This is a genomic window from Bacillus sp. BC08 (assembly GCF_054326875.1).
In genome coordinates, this window is the sequence record NZ_JBTGPA010000011.1 from 1 (window position 1) to 18,058 (window position 18,058).

At 35.6% G+C, this 18,058-nt stretch carries 8 protein-coding genes; 5 read left to right on the top strand and 3 right to left on the bottom strand.

The genetic code is table 11. From position 1 onward, the window contains the following. Positions 1-1,063, top strand: a 1,063-nt coding sequence (locus tag ACXVYO_RS01615; protein WP_458465869.1) for a Cna B-type domain-containing protein, incomplete at its 5' end; no start/stop codon positions are given. Positions 1,064-1,687: 624 nt separating this feature from the next. Here ACXVYO_RS01615 and ACXVYO_RS01620 read toward each other — a convergent pair. From ACXVYO_RS01620 to map, 3 genes are all read right to left on the bottom strand, one after another. Next, positions 1,688-3,088, bottom strand: a complete 1,401-nt coding sequence (locus ACXVYO_RS01620; protein WP_458465870.1) for a M28 family metallopeptidase — start codon at positions 3,086-3,088, stop codon at positions 1,688-1,690. A 490-nt stretch (positions 3,089-3,578) separates the two neighbouring features. After that, the gene (locus tag ACXVYO_RS01625) at positions 3,579-13,010 is read right to left on the bottom strand and encodes a SpaA isopeptide-forming pilin-related protein (RefSeq protein WP_458465871.1); all 9,432 of its coding nucleotides are present in this window, start codon (positions 13,008-13,010) and stop codon (positions 3,579-3,581) included. A 728-nt stretch (positions 13,011-13,738) separates the two neighbouring features. Further along, positions 13,739-14,533: a type I methionyl aminopeptidase gene (gene map, locus ACXVYO_RS01630; RefSeq protein ID WP_458465872.1), complete on the bottom strand. Its 795-nt coding sequence runs from the start codon at positions 14,531-14,533 to the stop codon at positions 13,739-13,741. Positions 14,534-14,690: 157 nt separating this feature from the next. Here map and ACXVYO_RS01635 point away from each other — a divergent pair, with 157 nt between their 5' ends. Genes ACXVYO_RS01635 through ACXVYO_RS01650 form a run of 4 tightly spaced genes read left to right on the top strand, consistent with a single transcriptional unit; the run spans position 14,691 to position 18,048 of the window. Then, positions 14,691-15,593, top strand: a complete 903-nt coding sequence (locus tag ACXVYO_RS01635) for an ABC transporter ATP-binding protein (protein WP_458465873.1) — start codon at positions 14,691-14,693, stop codon at positions 15,591-15,593. Continuing rightward, positions 15,590-16,324: an ABC transporter permease gene (locus ACXVYO_RS01640; RefSeq protein WP_061131882.1), complete on the top strand. Its 735-nt coding sequence runs from the start codon at positions 15,590-15,592 to the stop codon at positions 16,322-16,324. Before ACXVYO_RS01635 ends, ACXVYO_RS01640 begins: the two co-directional genes overlap by 4 nt. Next, on the top strand, positions 16,325-17,449 hold the full coding sequence (locus ACXVYO_RS01645; RefSeq protein WP_458465874.1) for a sensor histidine kinase: 1,125 nt from the start codon (positions 16,325-16,327) through the stop codon (positions 17,447-17,449). Continuing rightward, on the top strand, positions 17,446-18,048 hold the full coding sequence (locus ACXVYO_RS01650; protein ID WP_458465875.1) for a response regulator: 603 nt from the start codon (positions 17,446-17,448) through the stop codon (positions 18,046-18,048). Before ACXVYO_RS01645 ends, ACXVYO_RS01650 begins: the two co-directional genes overlap by 4 nt. Positions 18,049-18,058: the final 10 nt, after the last annotated feature.

Sequence of the window (18,058 nt, forward strand, 5' to 3'; positions counted from 1 at the left end):
CTGGGAAGACTACAATAATAAATTCAACACACGTCCAGGAAGCATCAAGGTACAACTGCTTCAAGGTGGAAAAGAATTTAAAACAGAAGAAGTAAAAGCAGATAAAGAAGGAAACTGGAACTTCAGCTTCAAAGATCTACCGAAGTATGATGGACAAGGAAATGAAATCAAGTACACAGTAAGTGAAGTGAAAGTAGATGGCTACGAGACAAAAGTAGAAGGAACAACAATCACGAACACGTACAAAAATACAGACAAAACAGAAGTAAATGGTAAGAAAGTCTGGGAAGACTACAATAATAAATTCAACACGCGTCCAGGAAGCATCAAGGTACAATTGCTTCAAAATGGAACAGAATTTAAAACAGAAGAAGTAAAAGCAGATAAAGAAGGAAACTGGAACTTCAGTTTCAAAGATCTACCAAAGTACGATGGAGCAGGAGATGAATTTACGTACACAGTAGATGAAGTGAAAGTAGACGGCTACGAAACAAAAGTAGAAGGAACAACAATCACGAACACATACAAGAATACGGACCAAACAGAAGTAAGTGGTAAGAAAATCTGGGATGATAACAATGCAACAGATCGTCCAAGTTCGATTAAAGTAGACCTTTTACAAAATGGTAAAGTAGTAGATACAAAAGAAGTAACAGCAGAAACAAACTGGAAGTACACGTTCGAAAAACTCCAAGCATATGATGCAAATGGAGTAGCGTATAAGTATGAAGTGAAAGAACAACCAGTAGAGGGATACAAGTCCGAAGTAAATGGTTATGACATCACAAACACAAAAATCAAGGACGAACAACATACAGATCCAAAAGATCCAAGCACAGATCCAAAAGATCCAAGCACAGATCCGAAAGATCCAAGCACAGGTCCGAAAGATCCAAGCACAGGTAAAAATAGCGATTCACAGGTCCCACCTACTACAGAAAAGGATAAACCAACATTACTTCCTAACACAGGAGGAACATCAACAGAAATGATTTCTATTTTTGGAGGTATGCTATTGTTCCTTTTAGGTGGAAGTCTAATCGCTCGTCGACGAATAAAATAATAAAAGCTTTAGATCATTGATTACACCGTAATCTTAGTAGGACAAATAAAAAAATTACTATTAATATTGCTCCCTTCAGGCAAGTATTCAAAAACACTTCATGATAAAGTGAATGGAAGAATGCTACCTGAAGGGTATTTTTATAGAAAAAGAGAAATAGTTTCAAGATAGGCTCTATGAAGGCTATTATCCAATAAAATCAAGCTTAGAATACGGTGCCTCATGTAATTCAGGATTAACGTTTTGTTCCATTCAGTTCTTGTTGAATGCATTGTCACTTTTATAGTTAATTTAGAAATAATATTTCATAAAGCTGTTTTCTTCTGTAGTCGCAGCCATGTTTATTTCAGGAATAAAAATATTAGTTCCTGAAATAAACATTAAATTTAACACAACTGTCGGAGTAAGTTTTTCATGATAGAAAATCTTATTTGTTAGATGTAAAATTTTTGTTTTACATGCTAATATCATTTAATGGTATATTTGCATGGTTATATTACAATTTTTATTATAAGAGATAAGTCGTATTAATATATATGTAATTATGCATATATTAGAATTTCAAATAGGATAATATTGTTATGTAATAAAAAACTACCGATTAATCGGTAGTCTGAAATAGTATTAAGCAGCTTTCTGTTCTGTTTGAGTAACAGGTTTTTGAAGTGTATTATAAACTCCTGTCCCGATAACCTCTAATGCCATTTCCATACGTTCAGGCGAAATGTTTTCTAACACATTATCTTGAGGTGTATGGTATACCTTCTCAATATGATAGATTAATGGATTCCAACTATCGACACCCATCCAAATAAATAGAGCGGCAGGAATACCAACTTCAGCAAATGGGACGTGATCACTAGAGCCGAATTTCCCTTGCAGTATGAGGTCATTATTTAATTGTTTACCTGCTTGTAAGGCCGCGTCTGTTACAAGGTTTGGAGAACCATTAGACGTCATAGCATATAAATTCTTTGCTTTATCGTAATTTGTTGCAACCATGTCTGCATTAAAGACACCTAAAATTCGATCGCGTTCTTTTTGGGGCAGATTATTAACGTAATAATCGGAGCCAAGTAAGCCAGTCTCTTCAGAACCAAAAGCAATAAAACGAATCTCTTTATCAGTTTCTACATTTTGAAAAGCACGAGCCAGTTCTAATACTAATCCTGTACCGGAAGCATTATCATTTGCTCCAGGTGCTCCAACTACGCTATCATAGTGCGAACTTACAACGACAGCTTTTTCATTACCTGTACTGTTTTTTGGCTTCTTTTTAGCGATAACATTTAGTGATGTTAAGTTAGATTCATGTCTCGCTTTTAGAGAAAGAAGAGTGGTCCCTTTTTTAGCGATTTCTTCTTTAAATGCATTTCCTTGCGCATAAGCAAGACCAAAGACAGGGATAGACTGCTTTTTCGTTAGGCGGGGATTGAAGGTTTGTCCATAATTTCCGCGTCCACCAATTAAACTATATAAAAGGACACCTTTTGCTCCTTTGCTAACAGCATTTTCAACTTGTTTATTATAGTCTGCAACGGTTGTTCCTCTTTCAAATAGAACAATTTTTCCGTTTACTTCATTTGGGATATCCTCTAATTTTGTCCCACCTTGAACAAAGATAAGAGGAGCTGTAACAGCTTCTGTAGAAATTAGTGCGTTAGGGGCAGCACCAGCTTGCCAATTACGCTTTGTGGATAATGGTGATTCAATAAATCCAACGTATTGATCAGGCACTTGAAATGGTTGATATTCTACTTCATAGCCCATTGATTTAAGTTGCATACCAACGTAGCGAGAAGCCCATTCTTCTGATTTTGTCCCACCAGGGCGAGGACCAATTGTTTCGGATAAGAAACGAATGTGTTCGATGGCGCGGCTTGCATCAAATTGTTTTGTGATAGGTGAAGTCTGTGTGATTTCTGACGTGGAATCAGCTTTGGCTTGTCCGATTGGAGCTAAGCTAACAGCGAGTGATACAGCAAGCAAAGAGCTTACTATTTTTTGTTTCAAAGATTTTTTCATTTTTTCCTCTCCTATTCTTCTATTCTCTCTGCCTGACAAAAGAAGACGGATAACGACTTCATTTTACCGTTATCTTTACTAGTTTTCAATATTCTGACATTGAGAAATAAAAAAACGCTATATGCATATTTGCATATTTTTGATGGAGATATGTATGCTATCATTTTAAATGAAGGTTCGCTTTCTGCTTGGAAAGCTCCTACATTGCATGAATCTAGTGTACCCAAACTTTAGATTATGTAGAGAAAAGAATCCTATAGGGTTTCTTTTCTCGTGTTTGAATCATGTGATGATAAATATGTTTCCGCATTTCATAATTATCATCAGTGATATATGTAAGGCATCCATATGAAAATACGAGGCTGTTCAAAGGTTTTCCGTACTTTTGGACAGCCTCACCCCGTTAAAAGGACGATACCTTATGTATCGTCCTTTTTTGCATAAAAAAAACACCCAATCAAATGTTCACTTGATTGGGTGTGAAAAACTATTAATAATATTTTTTTCGTTTTGTAGCTAAAATACTTAACAATCCAGCTAGTAGAAGTACGATGCCTACTGTTTGAGTAGGATCATTTTTGTGACCTGTATTTGGAAGTTCTTTACCCTTATTTCGGTCATCTTGCTGTTTGTTTATTTGTGTTTCAGGGTTTTCTTTTTCTAGTTCTTCAGAAGTTCCTTTACCATGTGTTTCAGGATTTCCTTTTTCTAGTTCTTCGGAAGTTTCTTTACCATGTGTTTCAGGATTTCCTTTTTCTAGTTCTTCAGAAGTTTCTTTCCCTGTTTCCTCTTCTTTATTAGGAGGAGTAACTGGTTTATCATCTCCACCTGATGAAGAATCGATTTTTTTATTTGAAACTGTAATTTGTAGTGGTGTAGCTTGAGCTTTTTCAATTGTAAAGTTTATTGGAGATGCATCTAATTGATAGCCCTCAGGAGCTTTTGTTTCCACTAATTGATAATTACCAAGTTTCAAATCATTTACGATTAATTTACCATGCCCGTCTGTTTTTAAACCTTCTTGTACTACTTTTCCGTCTTGATCTAAAATGTTGAAAATGGCACCTTCAAGTGTTCCATGGTGATCCATATCAACTTTAGTTAACTCCATTGAACCTGTTGTTAAACTATTTAAAGCTGTAACAGAAGTAACTTGAGATTGACCTTTCGTAATTGTGAAAGGGATTGGCTTAGCGCTTAAATCGTATCCAGTAGGAGCTTTCGTTTCAATGAACTGATAGTCACCAGGACGTAAATCAGAAACAGAAATTTTCCCATCTTTATCAGTAGTTAGATCAGAACGAACATCGTTACCGTTCATATCAACGATTTTAAATACTGCGTCTTTAAGAGCAGTACCATCAACATCATCCACTTTAGAAAGTTCAACAGCGCCGTTCGTTAAGCTATTCGTAGCTGTAACGGAAGCGATTTTTTCTTGCCCTTTTTTAACTGTGAACTTAATAGGTGTTTCGTTTAAGTCATAATGAGTAGGAGCGTTTGTTTCGATAAACTCATAGTCCCCTGGTGGTAATTCATCCACAACTAAACGACCGTTTTTATCAGTAGTTAAATCAGTACGGACGTCATGTCCATCCTTATTAACAATTTTAAATACCGCACCCTCAAGTGTTGTGTTTTCTTCAACATCATCCACTTTAATTAACTCCACACTACCTTTCGTTAAGCTGTTCATAGCTGTAACGAAGACATGTTTTGTTTGACTTCTTTCAATTGTGAACTTAATAGGTGTTTCGTTTAAGTCATAATGAGTAGGAGCTTTCGTTTCAATAAATTGATAGTCTCCAGGTTGTAAGTCTTTAGCGATGATTTTTCCATCTTTATTGGTAACTAAATTCGTACGAATATCATTACCGTTCATATCAGTAATTTTAAATACCGCACCTTCCAGCATTTCTTTCGCATCTAGAGAGTCAACTTTCGTTAATTCCACGCCACCTTTAGTTAAGCCATTTTTAGCAGTAACAGAAACGTGAGTTGGTTGGCTTTTCTCGATAGTGAAAGGAATCGGTGTTTTATTTAAATCATAATCTTTAGGAGCCTTCGTTTCAACGAATTGATAATCTCCTGGTCGTAAATTAGAAGCAGAAACTTTCCCGTCTTTATCAGTAGTTAAATTCGTACGAACAACTTTACCTTTCGCATCAATGATGTTAAATACTGCATCAGATAGTTTTGTATCTGGATTTATATCATCCACTTTAATTAATTCAACAGCACCTTCAATTAAGCTGTTAGTAGCATTGACTTGTAGCTTCTCTGCTTGGCTTTTCTTAATTGTAAATTTAAGCGGTGTACTGTCTAATTTATAGTGTTCAGGAGCTTTTGTTTCAACAAACTGATAGTCTCCAGGACGTAAATCTGGAACAGAGATTTTTCCATCTGCATCTGTCGTAAGATTAATGTGAACATCTTTGCCATTACTTAAATCAATGATGTTAAATACTGCGCCTTTAAGGGCAGTGCCATCGACGTCATCCACTTTAGAAAGCTCTACCGCACCTTTTGTTAAACTATTTTTAGCAGTAACAGAAATCGGTTCGGCTTGTCCTTTTTCAATAGTGAAAGGAATCGGTTCTTTATTTAAATCGTAGTGTTTCGGAGCTTTCGTCTCGACGAATTGATAATCACCAGGACGTAAGTTAGAAACGCTAATTTTGCCTTGTGAATTTGTAGTAAGATTCTCGCGAATTACAGTACCCTTCACATCAACAATGTTAAATACTGCGCCTTCAAGAGTAGTACCATCGACGTCGTCCGCTTTAATAAGTTCAACGCCGCCTTTAGTTAAACTATTTTTCATAGTAACAGTAGCAATGTTTTTCTGGCTTTTTTCAACTGTAACTACCATTGGCTTTTTGTCTAAATCATAATGTTTAGGAGCCGTTGTTTCGACAAATTGATACGTACCAGGACGTAAGTTTTCAACAATGATTTTTCCTTCACCGTTCGTTTTTAAATCCGTTTTAAGTACTTTACCGTTTTGATCTAGTAAATTAAACACGGCGTCGGCAAGTTTTGTTTGATCATTTAAATCATCCACTTTAATTAATTCGATACTACCTTGTTTTAAACTATTTTTAGCAGTTAAAGAAATAGTTTCCTTCTGTCCTTTTTCAATAGTGAAATTGATTGGTGTTTCATCTAAAACGTAATGCTTAGGAGCTTCTATTTCGATGAATTGGTAATCACCAGGACGTAGGTCGTTAATTTCAATTTTTCCTTTACCATTTGTAACAAGGCCTTTATGAATTACAGTACCCTTCATATCAACAATGTTAAATACTGCGCCTTCAAGTTTAGTGCCATCGATGTCATCTACTTTAGAAAGCTCCACTGCACCTTTTGTTAGAGCGTTTTTAGCTGTAACGTGAAGAATTTCAGTTTGGCTTTTCTTAATTGTAAATTCGATTGGTGTTTTATTTAAATCGTAATGTTCAGGAGCAGCTGTTTCAATAAACTTATACGTACCAGGACGTAGATTTTCAACAACAATTTTTCCTTCAGCATTTGTTTTTAAGCCTTCTTCAACTATCTCTCCGTCTGCATCTAATAAATTAAATACAGCATGAGCGAGCTTCGTATCAGTATCAATATCGTCAATCTTTGCTAATTCAACGCTACCTTTTTTCAACGTGTTTTTACCTGTAACAGTAATTTTTTTCGTTTGACTTCTTTCAATTTTAAATGGAATTGGTGTCTCATCTAACACATAATGTTCAGGAGCCTGAGTTTCAATAAATTGATAGTCTCCAGGGCGTAAGTCAGAAACAGAAATTTCGCCTTTGTCATCTGTAACAAGGTTTGTGCGAACTTCTTTACCATCCATATCAACAATTTTAAAGATTGCATCTTTCAGCATTGTACGATTGATGTCATCAATTTTAGTTAAAGTGACAGCACCTTTCGTTAAGCTGTTAGTAGCAGTAACGGTTATGTTTTCTTGTTGACTTTTTCCGATAGTGAACGGAATTGGTTTTTTGCTTAAATCATAGTCTTTTGGAGCCTTTACTTCAATAAATTGATAGTCACCCGGGCGTAAATCAGAAGCAGAAAATTTACCCTGTTCATCAGTAGTTAACCCTTTACGAACGACTTTTTTAGTATCATGAGCATCAACAATGATAAATTCTGCACCTTCAAGTGTAATGCCATCAACGTCATCCACTTTAGTTAAAGTAACGCCACCTGTAAGTAAACTGTTTTTTACAATTACAGGGACTGGAATATCATCCTTGCTACCTTTTTTTATCGTGAACTTAATAGGTGTTTGATCTAATTTATAATGTTCAGGAGCAGCTGTTTCAATAAATTGGTAATCTCCTGGTGCTAAATCAGGAATAACTAGTACTCCATAATCATCTGTTTTTAAATCTTTCGCAATTTCTTTGCCAGTTGCGTCTTGTAATGTGAACACGGCACTGGTAAGGGCGATACTACTTTCCACATCATCTTCTTTAATAAGTTTAACTTTTCCTTTCGTTAAACTATTTTTAAATGTAAGTGGAAGAAGTTTTTGTTGTCCTTTTTCGATTGTAAATTCAATTGGTTCTACATTTACATCGTAATAAGTTGGAGCCTTTGTTTCGATAAGTGTATAGTTACCAGGACGTAAGTCATCTACAACTAACATTCCTTTACTATTCGTAACAAGTTCCGTATGAATAACTTCATTCGTATCTCTATTAACGATTTTAAATACTGCACCTTCAAGTGTTTCCTTTTCATCCGCAGCATTCACTTTTGTTAATTCAATACCGCCTTTTGTTAAGCTGTTTTTAGCAGTAACAGTAATTGGTGAAGTTCCTTGACTTTCTTTAATTGTGAACTCGATAGGCGTTGTATTTTTATCGTAATACTTTGGTGCTGTTACTTCGATAAACTTATAATCGCCAGGGCGTAAGCCAGTAGCGATAGCTTTACCATCCGCACCAGTTTTTACATTTTCACGAATGACTTTCTTTTCATCATTCGCATCAACAATTTTAAATACAGCACCTGCAAGAGCTGTACCATCGATATCATCAACTTTCGTTAATTCAACATCTCCTGGTTTTAAAGCATTTTCAGCTTTTACAAGTAGAGTTTCTTTTTGGCTTCTATCGATTGTAAATTCAATAGGTTCTGCTCGTAAAACGTAATGTTCAGGAGCAGCTGTTTCAATGAATTTATACGTACCAGGACGTAGCTTATCAGCTTTTGTTTTTCCATCAGCATCTGTAGTTAGGTCAGTACGAACATCATTATTATTTACATCGACAATTTTAAATACGGCACCTTTTAGAGGTTTTTTATCACCGAATTCATCAACTTTTAATAATTCAACTTCGCCTGTTTTTAAACTGTTCGTTGCCGTAACGGTAGCTAAAGATTGTTGGCTTTTGTCGATTGTAAACTCAATAGGGTTTGCATTTAACACATAATCCTTAGGAGCTTCTGTTTCAACAAATTTATACGTACCAGGCTCTAAGTCTTTAACAGTTACTTTACCATCAGCACCAGTTTTTACATTTTCGCGAATGACTTTCTTTTCATCATTCGCATCGACAATTTTAAATACAGCACCTGCAAGAGCTGTACCATCGATATCATCAGTTTTTGTTAAAGTGACGCCACCTTTAATGAGGTGATTTGTTGCTGTAACAGTAAATACCTTCTGCTGGCTCTTTTCAATTGTAAATGCAATCGGTGTTTTATCTAGGCTATAATGTTTAGGCGCTTTTTCTTCAACAAATTGATAGTCTCCAGGACGTAAATCTTTTGCTTCGATTTGTCCTTGATTATTTGTCGTTAATTTTCCATAGCCAGGGATTATTTTGTTTTTTCGGTCTCGTACACTAAATACTGCCCCTGCTAAAGTTTCACCATTTTTATCAACTTTTGTTAGTATAGCCGAACCTGTAATTAAATTATTTTTTGCTTCTTTTTCAATTACTGTTGTTTGATCTTCTTCGATTTTAACTTCAATAAGTTGACCATCTAATTGATAATGCTCAGGAGCCGTTGTTTCTTGTAAGTAGTAAGTTCCTGGTTTTAAATTATCTACAGTAATTTGACCTTTATTATTTGTTGTTAATTTTTTGTGCTCAGGAATGACTTGTTTGTTTTGATCCAGTAAAGAGAAAACAGCGTGTTCAAGATTTTCTTTACTGTGAGCATCAATTTTTGTAAGTACTACTTTCCCGACAAATTTCTTATTTGTAAGGGTATATGTTGTAATTTCTTCGGAACCTAGCTCAACAAGTATACCTTCTCTTAATTCTTTACTAATTACATAACCTTTAGGTGCTTTCGTTTCTTTAATTAAATATTTATCACGTCGTAAGTTATTAAACTTAGCGACACCGTCATCACCTGTTGTAATTGTTCGAATAGCGGTTGTACCGGTTTGATCATATAAAGTAAATTCTGCTCCGGCTAATAATACTTTGTCGTCTTTATCATCAGCCTTTATTATTTGAAGGCTTCCGCGCCCTTTACTAGCAGAACCACCTCCAGATCCAGAAGATACTTTAACTTCAACGAACTTAACATCTTCCACTTTCGTTAATGTTAAACGGTGACCAGTAATCGTCGCTTTATTACTTACCTTTTCATTATGGTCTGCATTAATGAGTGAGCGATATTCTAAAATATAAGCCCGGTCAATGGTATGAAGGAATTCAACTTTAAACTGTTGCTTCCCTGTATCGTTGTCTGTTATTACTTTGAGTTTATAGTCTGTTCCTTCTTTTAATTCATTTGCTGTATCTTTCGTTAAAGTTCCATCTACGGCTACAGTTGTTGGATACAGATGGAAAGACTTTTCATCAAGCATTTGATTGTCTGTCGGTTCGTCTGTTACGACAGCATTTTCGATAGTTGATTGACTTGCATTAATAGAAACACTCCAATCAATATACTTGTCATTTTGCTTTGCTGTTTTCGTAACACCGCTACCACCGTTTGTAATCTCAAATGCACCATGAATAGTAGTAACAGTTTTCGATCCATCTTTTAAATCGGCATAATTATCGTAGCGCTTATTAATTTGTTCACCTGCAAGTGAAGTTTTAAAGCTAATATGGTAAGCCGTTTTAATTTCATTTTTAAAATGAATCGTTAATGTATTGTTATTATCTTTTGTTGGATGTTCTATCGTATATTCGTTAGATGGAACAGGATCACTTACTTCAAATCCATGTGCACCACCAGTTAATTTCATGTGTCGAACTTCAATAGATTCCGGTATTAATTTTTGGTTATCTCTTAATACGTCGACGATAGAAGGGTCCTTAATCGTCATATTATTATAGTTAAACCCTATGTCCCATGTAATTTCTTTCTTTTGGGCATTGTAAGAACCGTATTTAAATCCGTTTCCTTTTGTGTAGTAATCAGGATCAAATGTATCATCAGATGAACTATTGTTCTTTTGATCATTTATGTCTATCCATGATAAATTTGCTGTATTTTTGAATGATTTATTATCTTTCTCTTTGGATAGATTCTCGTAATTAAAGTCTGTTGTGTATGTGATAGTTAAAGTTTTATTCATATTAGACTTATAATCACCAGCTAGTTTCACTTCGAATCCTTTATCGGTTGCATGAAGTGTGTAGTCATGCCCTAATTTAAGTTCATTTGATCCGTCAGTAATCTTGAAACTATTTTCCTGTAAAGTTAGACCACCAAAGTCAAACGTATCCTTGATAACAGCATCATTTAACACGTAGTTGTTATCATTTACAATAATTGTCCATTTTGTTGTTTTCGCATTGTAATCTGTATCGCCTGCATTTTTATTATGTTTCTTTATGATGTTTTGTTGTTGTAATGTAACTTTGTTTGTTTTACTTGAACCACCATCTGCGATAATTTCATTTTCGATTTCTCCATCTGTGATGACATCACCCGCGGCTTTTGATGTGTAAGTAATTACATAGGCACTATCAATATCAGTAGTAAACTGTAAATCAAATCCTTCAGTCGTTTCTTTTACTGTGAAGTTTGTAGCATCGTCACCAGTGACAATTTGCCCACTATCATTATAAGAAGCATTTTTTACAACAATAGAACTTAGATCAATTTTATGATCCTTATCTAGAATATCTTTTAAAAGAGCAGCCTCTTTACTGATCTTTCTTTGGTCACCGTTGTAAGTGATCGTCCATTCGATTGTTTGTGTTTTTGGATTGTACTTGCTAGTTTTTTCTAGATGCGTACCTCGTTTTACAGTTACAGTTGCATTTGCAGATACATCTTTTTGATTCTTGCTTGATACTTTTGCTTCGTTTTTGAAACTAGTAACACTTTCATCTGTAATCTTTGTTGCATATTCAATTTGATAAGCTTTATTCGTTTCATTTTTAAAAGCGATATTTAATTTATCAGAGGATGAAGTAAGTTCATATTCTTCTTTAGGAACTTCGGCTCCACGAGTTGTCTTCCCGTTAATATCTACCTCTAAATAATAAACCTTAATAGAATCTTCATTGAGACTTGCTCCATTTGGAATGTTATCTTGGAAGACAGCATTTGTTAGTTTATCTTTTGTCTTGTTCATTTCTACTGTCCAATTAATTTGATTCGTATTAGTTGGTCTATCAGGTACACCTTTTTTATCTATAGATTGTTTTACTTTAGGTTTAAAATCGAGCTCAATAATAACGTCTTTTTCTTTAATAGGGAATGGGATTTGTTTTTCTGTAGTCCCTGTAATTTTTACTTCATTAAACTCCGTACGAATGTTTAAATGTCCAGCTATATCGGGATGATCTTCAACGTATTCGTTAAAAGTCATCGTTACTTTGCCATCAGGCGTAACAACGAATGATCCAATCGTATGTCCTTTTCCATCTATTAGATCTTCTGTAATGGTATTGTGGACAAGAAAGTAGTCTGGGAGTTGGAAAGTAAAGTAATCACCTTCTTTGACGTTTAGCGATTTTAAAACTTCCCATGTAAAATCAATTTGGGTAATAGAATTGGGATTTGGACGATTATCCGTATTATTAAATGGTTTACCGTCTTTATCTGTTAATATGACACCCGTTAAAATATTTTCTGTAATTTGCTTAGGTGATGGATCTGGATTCTCAACAGGTTGCTGAGCATCACCATTTTTTTGCTCTTCCGCAGGTTGCTGAGCATCGCCATTCTTTTGCTCTTCCGCAGGTTGCTGAGCATCGCCATTCTTTTGCTCTTCCGCAGGTTGCTGAGCATCGCCATTCTTTTGCTCTTCCGCAGGTTGCTGAGCACCGCCATTCTTTTGCTCTTCCGCAGGTTGTTGAGCATTGCCGTTCTTTTGCTCTTCCGCAGGTTGCTGAGCATCACCATTCTTTTGCTCTTCCATAGGTTGTTGGGCAGAATCCTTATTCGTAGTAGGGGAAGCTGGGTTATCTACTTGAACAGGGACTGAAATAGACTTAGCTGTTATACCTAGAGGGAATGAGAGTTGAACAGATTTTGCACCAGGTTTTAAATCAGGATTGAATACTGTATCAAAATTGATTTTTCCGTTAGCGCCTTTGGAATCTTTTACTCGATCGTTAAATACTAGTTTCATTTTGTTATCGTTTGCTGTAACAAAATATTGACCAATAATTTGCTGATCTGCCATCAGATTGCCTTGTTGATTATTTTTAACCTTTAATGCGTTAGGTATTTGGAGCACTGCTGAGTCTGTTTGATGATTTTTTATTGACCAAGCATATTCTAGGTGAATGGTTGATCCTACTTGTATTAAGTTTTTAGAATTTAATGCTTCGTCAATAATTTGATTCGTTGCATCTTTCATTTCAACAGTGTCAAATAATGAATTGCCTGTTAATGTTTCCGCTTTTACTTGATTGTATGGAAAACTAGCAAGCTGTGAAAATAGTACGAATACAATTAAACATATATTGAAAAGTTTTTTCATTGTGCCTCCTTTATGAATCCTTTTATTGCATAAAAATGCTTTGTGAAGGGATTGTTTGTCATGGATCAATGGGACTGACGTGATGCCTCCTTTACTGCGTATACTCTTTAGGGAAAGTATTCATATTTGATGCTTTGTAACGTAAAACAAAATGTATATTCTAATAATATAGGGAATGAATATACAAATTTCGACAAAAAATGTCGAATGAAATACTGATAAGGAATGATATCAGACCTTTATAGAGTGCGACTTGTTACGTGGTTCTTTATAAAATAGGCACATACAAAAAATATGCAGTGAAATGCTTAAACTATTTTATAATGATTTGTATTCTTGCAATGTGCAAAGAATCGTTATAAAGGTGAGTTTTACGATACATGCTAACCAAAATAATGTATCCTATTGTAAAAAGTTCTTTCGTATTGAGGTAGTAATAGATTGTAGCTTGACTTTGGTCAGGATGAAGAAAATATGTACTGTCTAAAAGAGTATACAATTCGTAGATTAAAGCGAAGACAGCGTTTTATGATAAATAGAACGCATTCCTTTAATCGATGCTATTAAATAAAAAAAGAAGGTACTCCCTTGATCATCTTTTATGAGAGATAATCATCAATAACCTTCGCTAAAAATTATATACGTAAATGAAAAAGAGTTCAACCGTATTGCTTCTTTTCAAAAAGTACATAAAAAAGAACCGCTTCCTACTAAGAAGCGGTTCTTTTTTATATTTCTGTTAAGATTATCGGCTCGCCGCGTGTTACGACAACTGTATGTTCACATTGTGCAACAAGGCTTTTATCAGGTGTAACGAATGTCCAACCATCGTCACCGCGCTCGATAATGTGATCAGCTTTCATAGAAATGAATGGTTCTACAGCGATAACAAGACCGTCTTTTAGAAGCGCATTATCCATTGGGTCAAAGTAGCTTAAAATGTGGTTTGGTGCTTCATGTAAGCTAAGACCAATACCGTGACCAGTTAAGTTTTGAATCACATTGTATCCATTTTTATGTGCAAAGTTTGAAACAGCACGACCAATTTGGTTTTGTTTTGAACCAGCTTTTACCTTTTTCATTGCTGCCCAAAATGCATCAACAGCTGCTTGGCAAAGCTTTTCTTTTGCTACATCTTCTCCAAGTACAAATGAAATACCTGTATCTGCATAATAGCCATCAAGTGCAGCAGATACGTCGACATTTACTAAGTCGCCTTCTTTTAATACACGATCTCCTGGAATACCGTGAGCAACTTCTTCGTTTACACTGATGCAAGTTACACCTGGGAAATCATATTCTTTTTCAGGTGCAGAAATAGCACCATGCTCATCTAATACTTTTTTACCGATCAAATCAAGCTCTTTCGTTGTCATACCTGGCTTCGCTTCTTTTTTCATTTCTTCACGTGCAAGCGCAACGATGCGGCCGATTTTTCGTAAGCCTTCTAAATCTTGTTCATTACGAATAATCATGAAAACCACTGTCCTTCCTCGAATATATATCTTACCCGATTGTATCATGTTTATTTTCGTCCTGCTACTCGCTTGCGGTGTGTGGGCTGATTCCTCTCATAAGGAATACATGACAATTGTCATATCGATGTCATGACGCATCATACTGTTTCCTAAGTTTTCCAACACGTACAATGTAAATATAAGAAACAGCGGGGGTGGAGAGATGGAAAAGATTATAGAAGTAAATGGTGTTTCTAAAACATTTAAATATAAAAAGGCAGTAAATAACGTTTCATTTCATGTGAATAAAGGAGAAATCGTAGCACTACTTGGACCAAATGGTGCAGGAAAAACGACGACGATGTCGATGATGCTTGGATTAAAGGATCCGACGGAAGGAACTGTTTCTATATTTGGAAAGAGTCCCAAGCATAGAGATGTTCGTAATAGCCTCGGTGCGATGCTACAAGAAGTAAGTGTCATTGATAGTATTACAGTGGAAGAGGCAATTGAGTTATTCCGTAGTTATTATACGAATCCGGTAGCGAAAGAAACGTTACTACAGTTATCAAATTTAGAATCGGAGCGAAAGCAAAGATGTGAGAAATTATCAGGTGGGCAAAAAAGAAGGTTAAACTTTGCACTCGCACTTGCAGGAAATCCCGATTTGTTATTTTTAGATGAGCCGACAGTTGGAATGGATATTACGTCTCGAAGAACGTTTTGGGAAACAATTCGAAAGTTAGCAAGTGAAGGAAAAACAATTATTTTAACGACGCACTATTTAGAAGAAGCGGATGCATTGGCGAATCGTATTTTATTGTTTGCGAATGGAAAGATTATCGCAGATGGTACACCAGATGAGATGAAAGCGACGATTTCGCAAAAAACAATCAAGTTTTATTCGAAGGAAAGTATTCCTGCAAAATTACTAAAAGAATTACCAAACGTAACAGAAGTACAGTCAAATGAAGGGCACTTCACTTTAACAACTGAAGATACAGATGAAACTTTAAAAGCAATTTATCAAAAGAACTTACCTGTAACAGATGTTTCAGTTGAACGTGGAAGTCTTGATGAAGCATTTGAACAGTTTGTCGCAAATCAGAAGGGGGAAATCGCATGAAAGCTTTATGGATGCAATGCAAAATAGAAATTTTACGTACGTTCCGGAATAAATTATTTATCTTTTTTTCATTATTAATGCCAGTTATGTTTTACTACATTTTCACAAATGTTATTCAAGTTCCACAAAATGGAGATGCGTGGAAAGCACATTATTTAATCTCAATGGCGACGTTTAGTATTGTAGGGACGGCACTTTTTAGTTTCGGTGTAAGGATTTCTCAAGAAAAGGGGCAAGGGTGGACGCATTTGTTGAAAATTACACCACTTCCAGAGGGAGCGTATATAACAGCAAAGATTATTGCCCAAACAGTAGTGAATGCTTTTTCAATCTTAGTTATCTTTATCGCAGGAATATTAATTAATCATGTTGAGTTAACGGTAGGACAATGGATTGGTGCTGGATTGTGGTTGTTGTTAGGAGTGACACCATTTTTAGCGTTAGGAACAGTAATAGGTTCTATTAAGAAGGCGGATGCAGCAGCGGGTTTAGCGAATATTTTAAATATGAGTTTAGCTGTAATTGGCGGTCTATGGATGCCAATCGAAGTATTCCCAAAAATATTACGATCTATCGGTGAATGGACACCAACATATCATTTCGGAAGCGGTGCATGGGATATTGTAGCTGGAAAATCAATTGGATGGGAAAATATCGCGGTATTAGGAGGTTATTTCCTTATATTTGTTGTAGTATCAATATATATAAGAAAAAGACAGGAAGCGGTATAAATGATAGAGAAGAAAAGGATTGAGATTTTTCCGAAACATATGGGTTTTTTCCCTTATATGTGGCTTGTGTATTTAGCGTTTCCGATTTATGCACTTGTACAAGAGGAGGGCTCAAGGTTAATGTTTGGGGCTGGCATGCTAATTCTTTTTGTATTAGCATACCGGCAGTTGTATTTTGTTACAAAAATGTTCGCAATGTGGGCTTGTATGCAACTGGTTATAGCCTTGGTATTTAGCTTTTTTTATAGTCCGTATCTTATTTTTTTATGTTTTTTTACATCAAATGCCATAGCATTCGCACCTACGAAAAAAATATTCCGTATATTATTGGGCTTATTAGTTGTAACGCTTATAACATTTGTATATGGTGCGGGTTTTTCATTTACAAGCTTTATAAATACTGTCCCGATGCTTATTTTGATGCTTGTTGCGCCATTTGGTATGCGCAACTTTAATCAAAAAAAGATGTTAAGAAATCAATTAAACGAAGCGAATGAGCAAATTAAAGACTTAGTAAAACGTGAAGAAAGACAGCGAATTGCAAGAGATCTTCATGATACGTTAGGGCATACGCTATCTCTTATTACGTTAAAGAGTCAGCTCGTGGAGAAGTTAATTGTAAAAAATCCGGAGCGTGCAAGTGCGGAAGCAAAGGAAATTACGCAAACATCTCGTACCGCTTTAAAGCAGCTAAGGGAACTAATTTCTGATATGCGTATGATTACAGTAGAAGAAGAGCTTGAGCAAATAAAAGTAATCTTACAAGCTGCTAATGTCGAATTAGAAGTGAAGCAGGAAGCAAGTTCTAGTTCGTTATCACCAATTGAGCAAAATATTGTGGGGATGTGTTTACGTGAGGCTGTTACGAATGTTGTAAAGCATAGTAAGGCAACATGTTGCACAGTTTCTGTACGAGAATCACAAGGTGAATTGATTTTGACAGTAGAAGATAACGGAATCGGTTTAGCAGATCAAAGCCATGATGGGAATGGTATTCGTGGTATGAAGGAGCGCATCGCTCTTATTGATGGGTTTGTTGAACTGGGTACGATCAATCCAGGGACACTATTAACAGTAAAAGTTCCAGTTGTTATTAGAACAGGAAAAGATGAGGTGAGGGCATGATTCGAATTATTATTGCAGAAGATCAGAGGATGCTTCGTGGTGCATTAGGGGCCTTACTTGATCTAGAAGATGATATTGAAGTAATTGGGCAAGCTGCGAACGGGGAAGAAGCGCTAAAACTAATTGAATCGTTACAACCTGATGTAAGTATTATGGATATTGAAATGCCAATTCAAAGTGGATTAGATGTTGCGGAAACGTTAAAGAAAGAAAAATCAGCATGTAAAGTAATGATTTTAACAACATTTGCACGCCCTGGATATTTTGAACGAGCTATGAAAGCTAGCGTGCACGGATATTTATTAAAGGATAGCCCAAGTGAAGATTTAGCTGCGTCGATTCGTAATGTAATGAAAGGCAAACGAGAGATTTCTCAGGATTTAATGTTCGGCTTATGGCAGGAGCAGAATCCGTTATCAGATCGTGAAAAAGAAGTATTGCTACTTGCGAAAGAAGGAAAGACGGCAAATGAAATTGCGAAGGCACTTTATCTTTCACCTGGAACAGTACGTAATTATATTTCTGAAGTATTAACGAAGCTCGATGCGAAAAATAGAATTGAGGCAATTACAATTGCGGAAGAAAAGGGATGGATATGAAAAGAAGTTT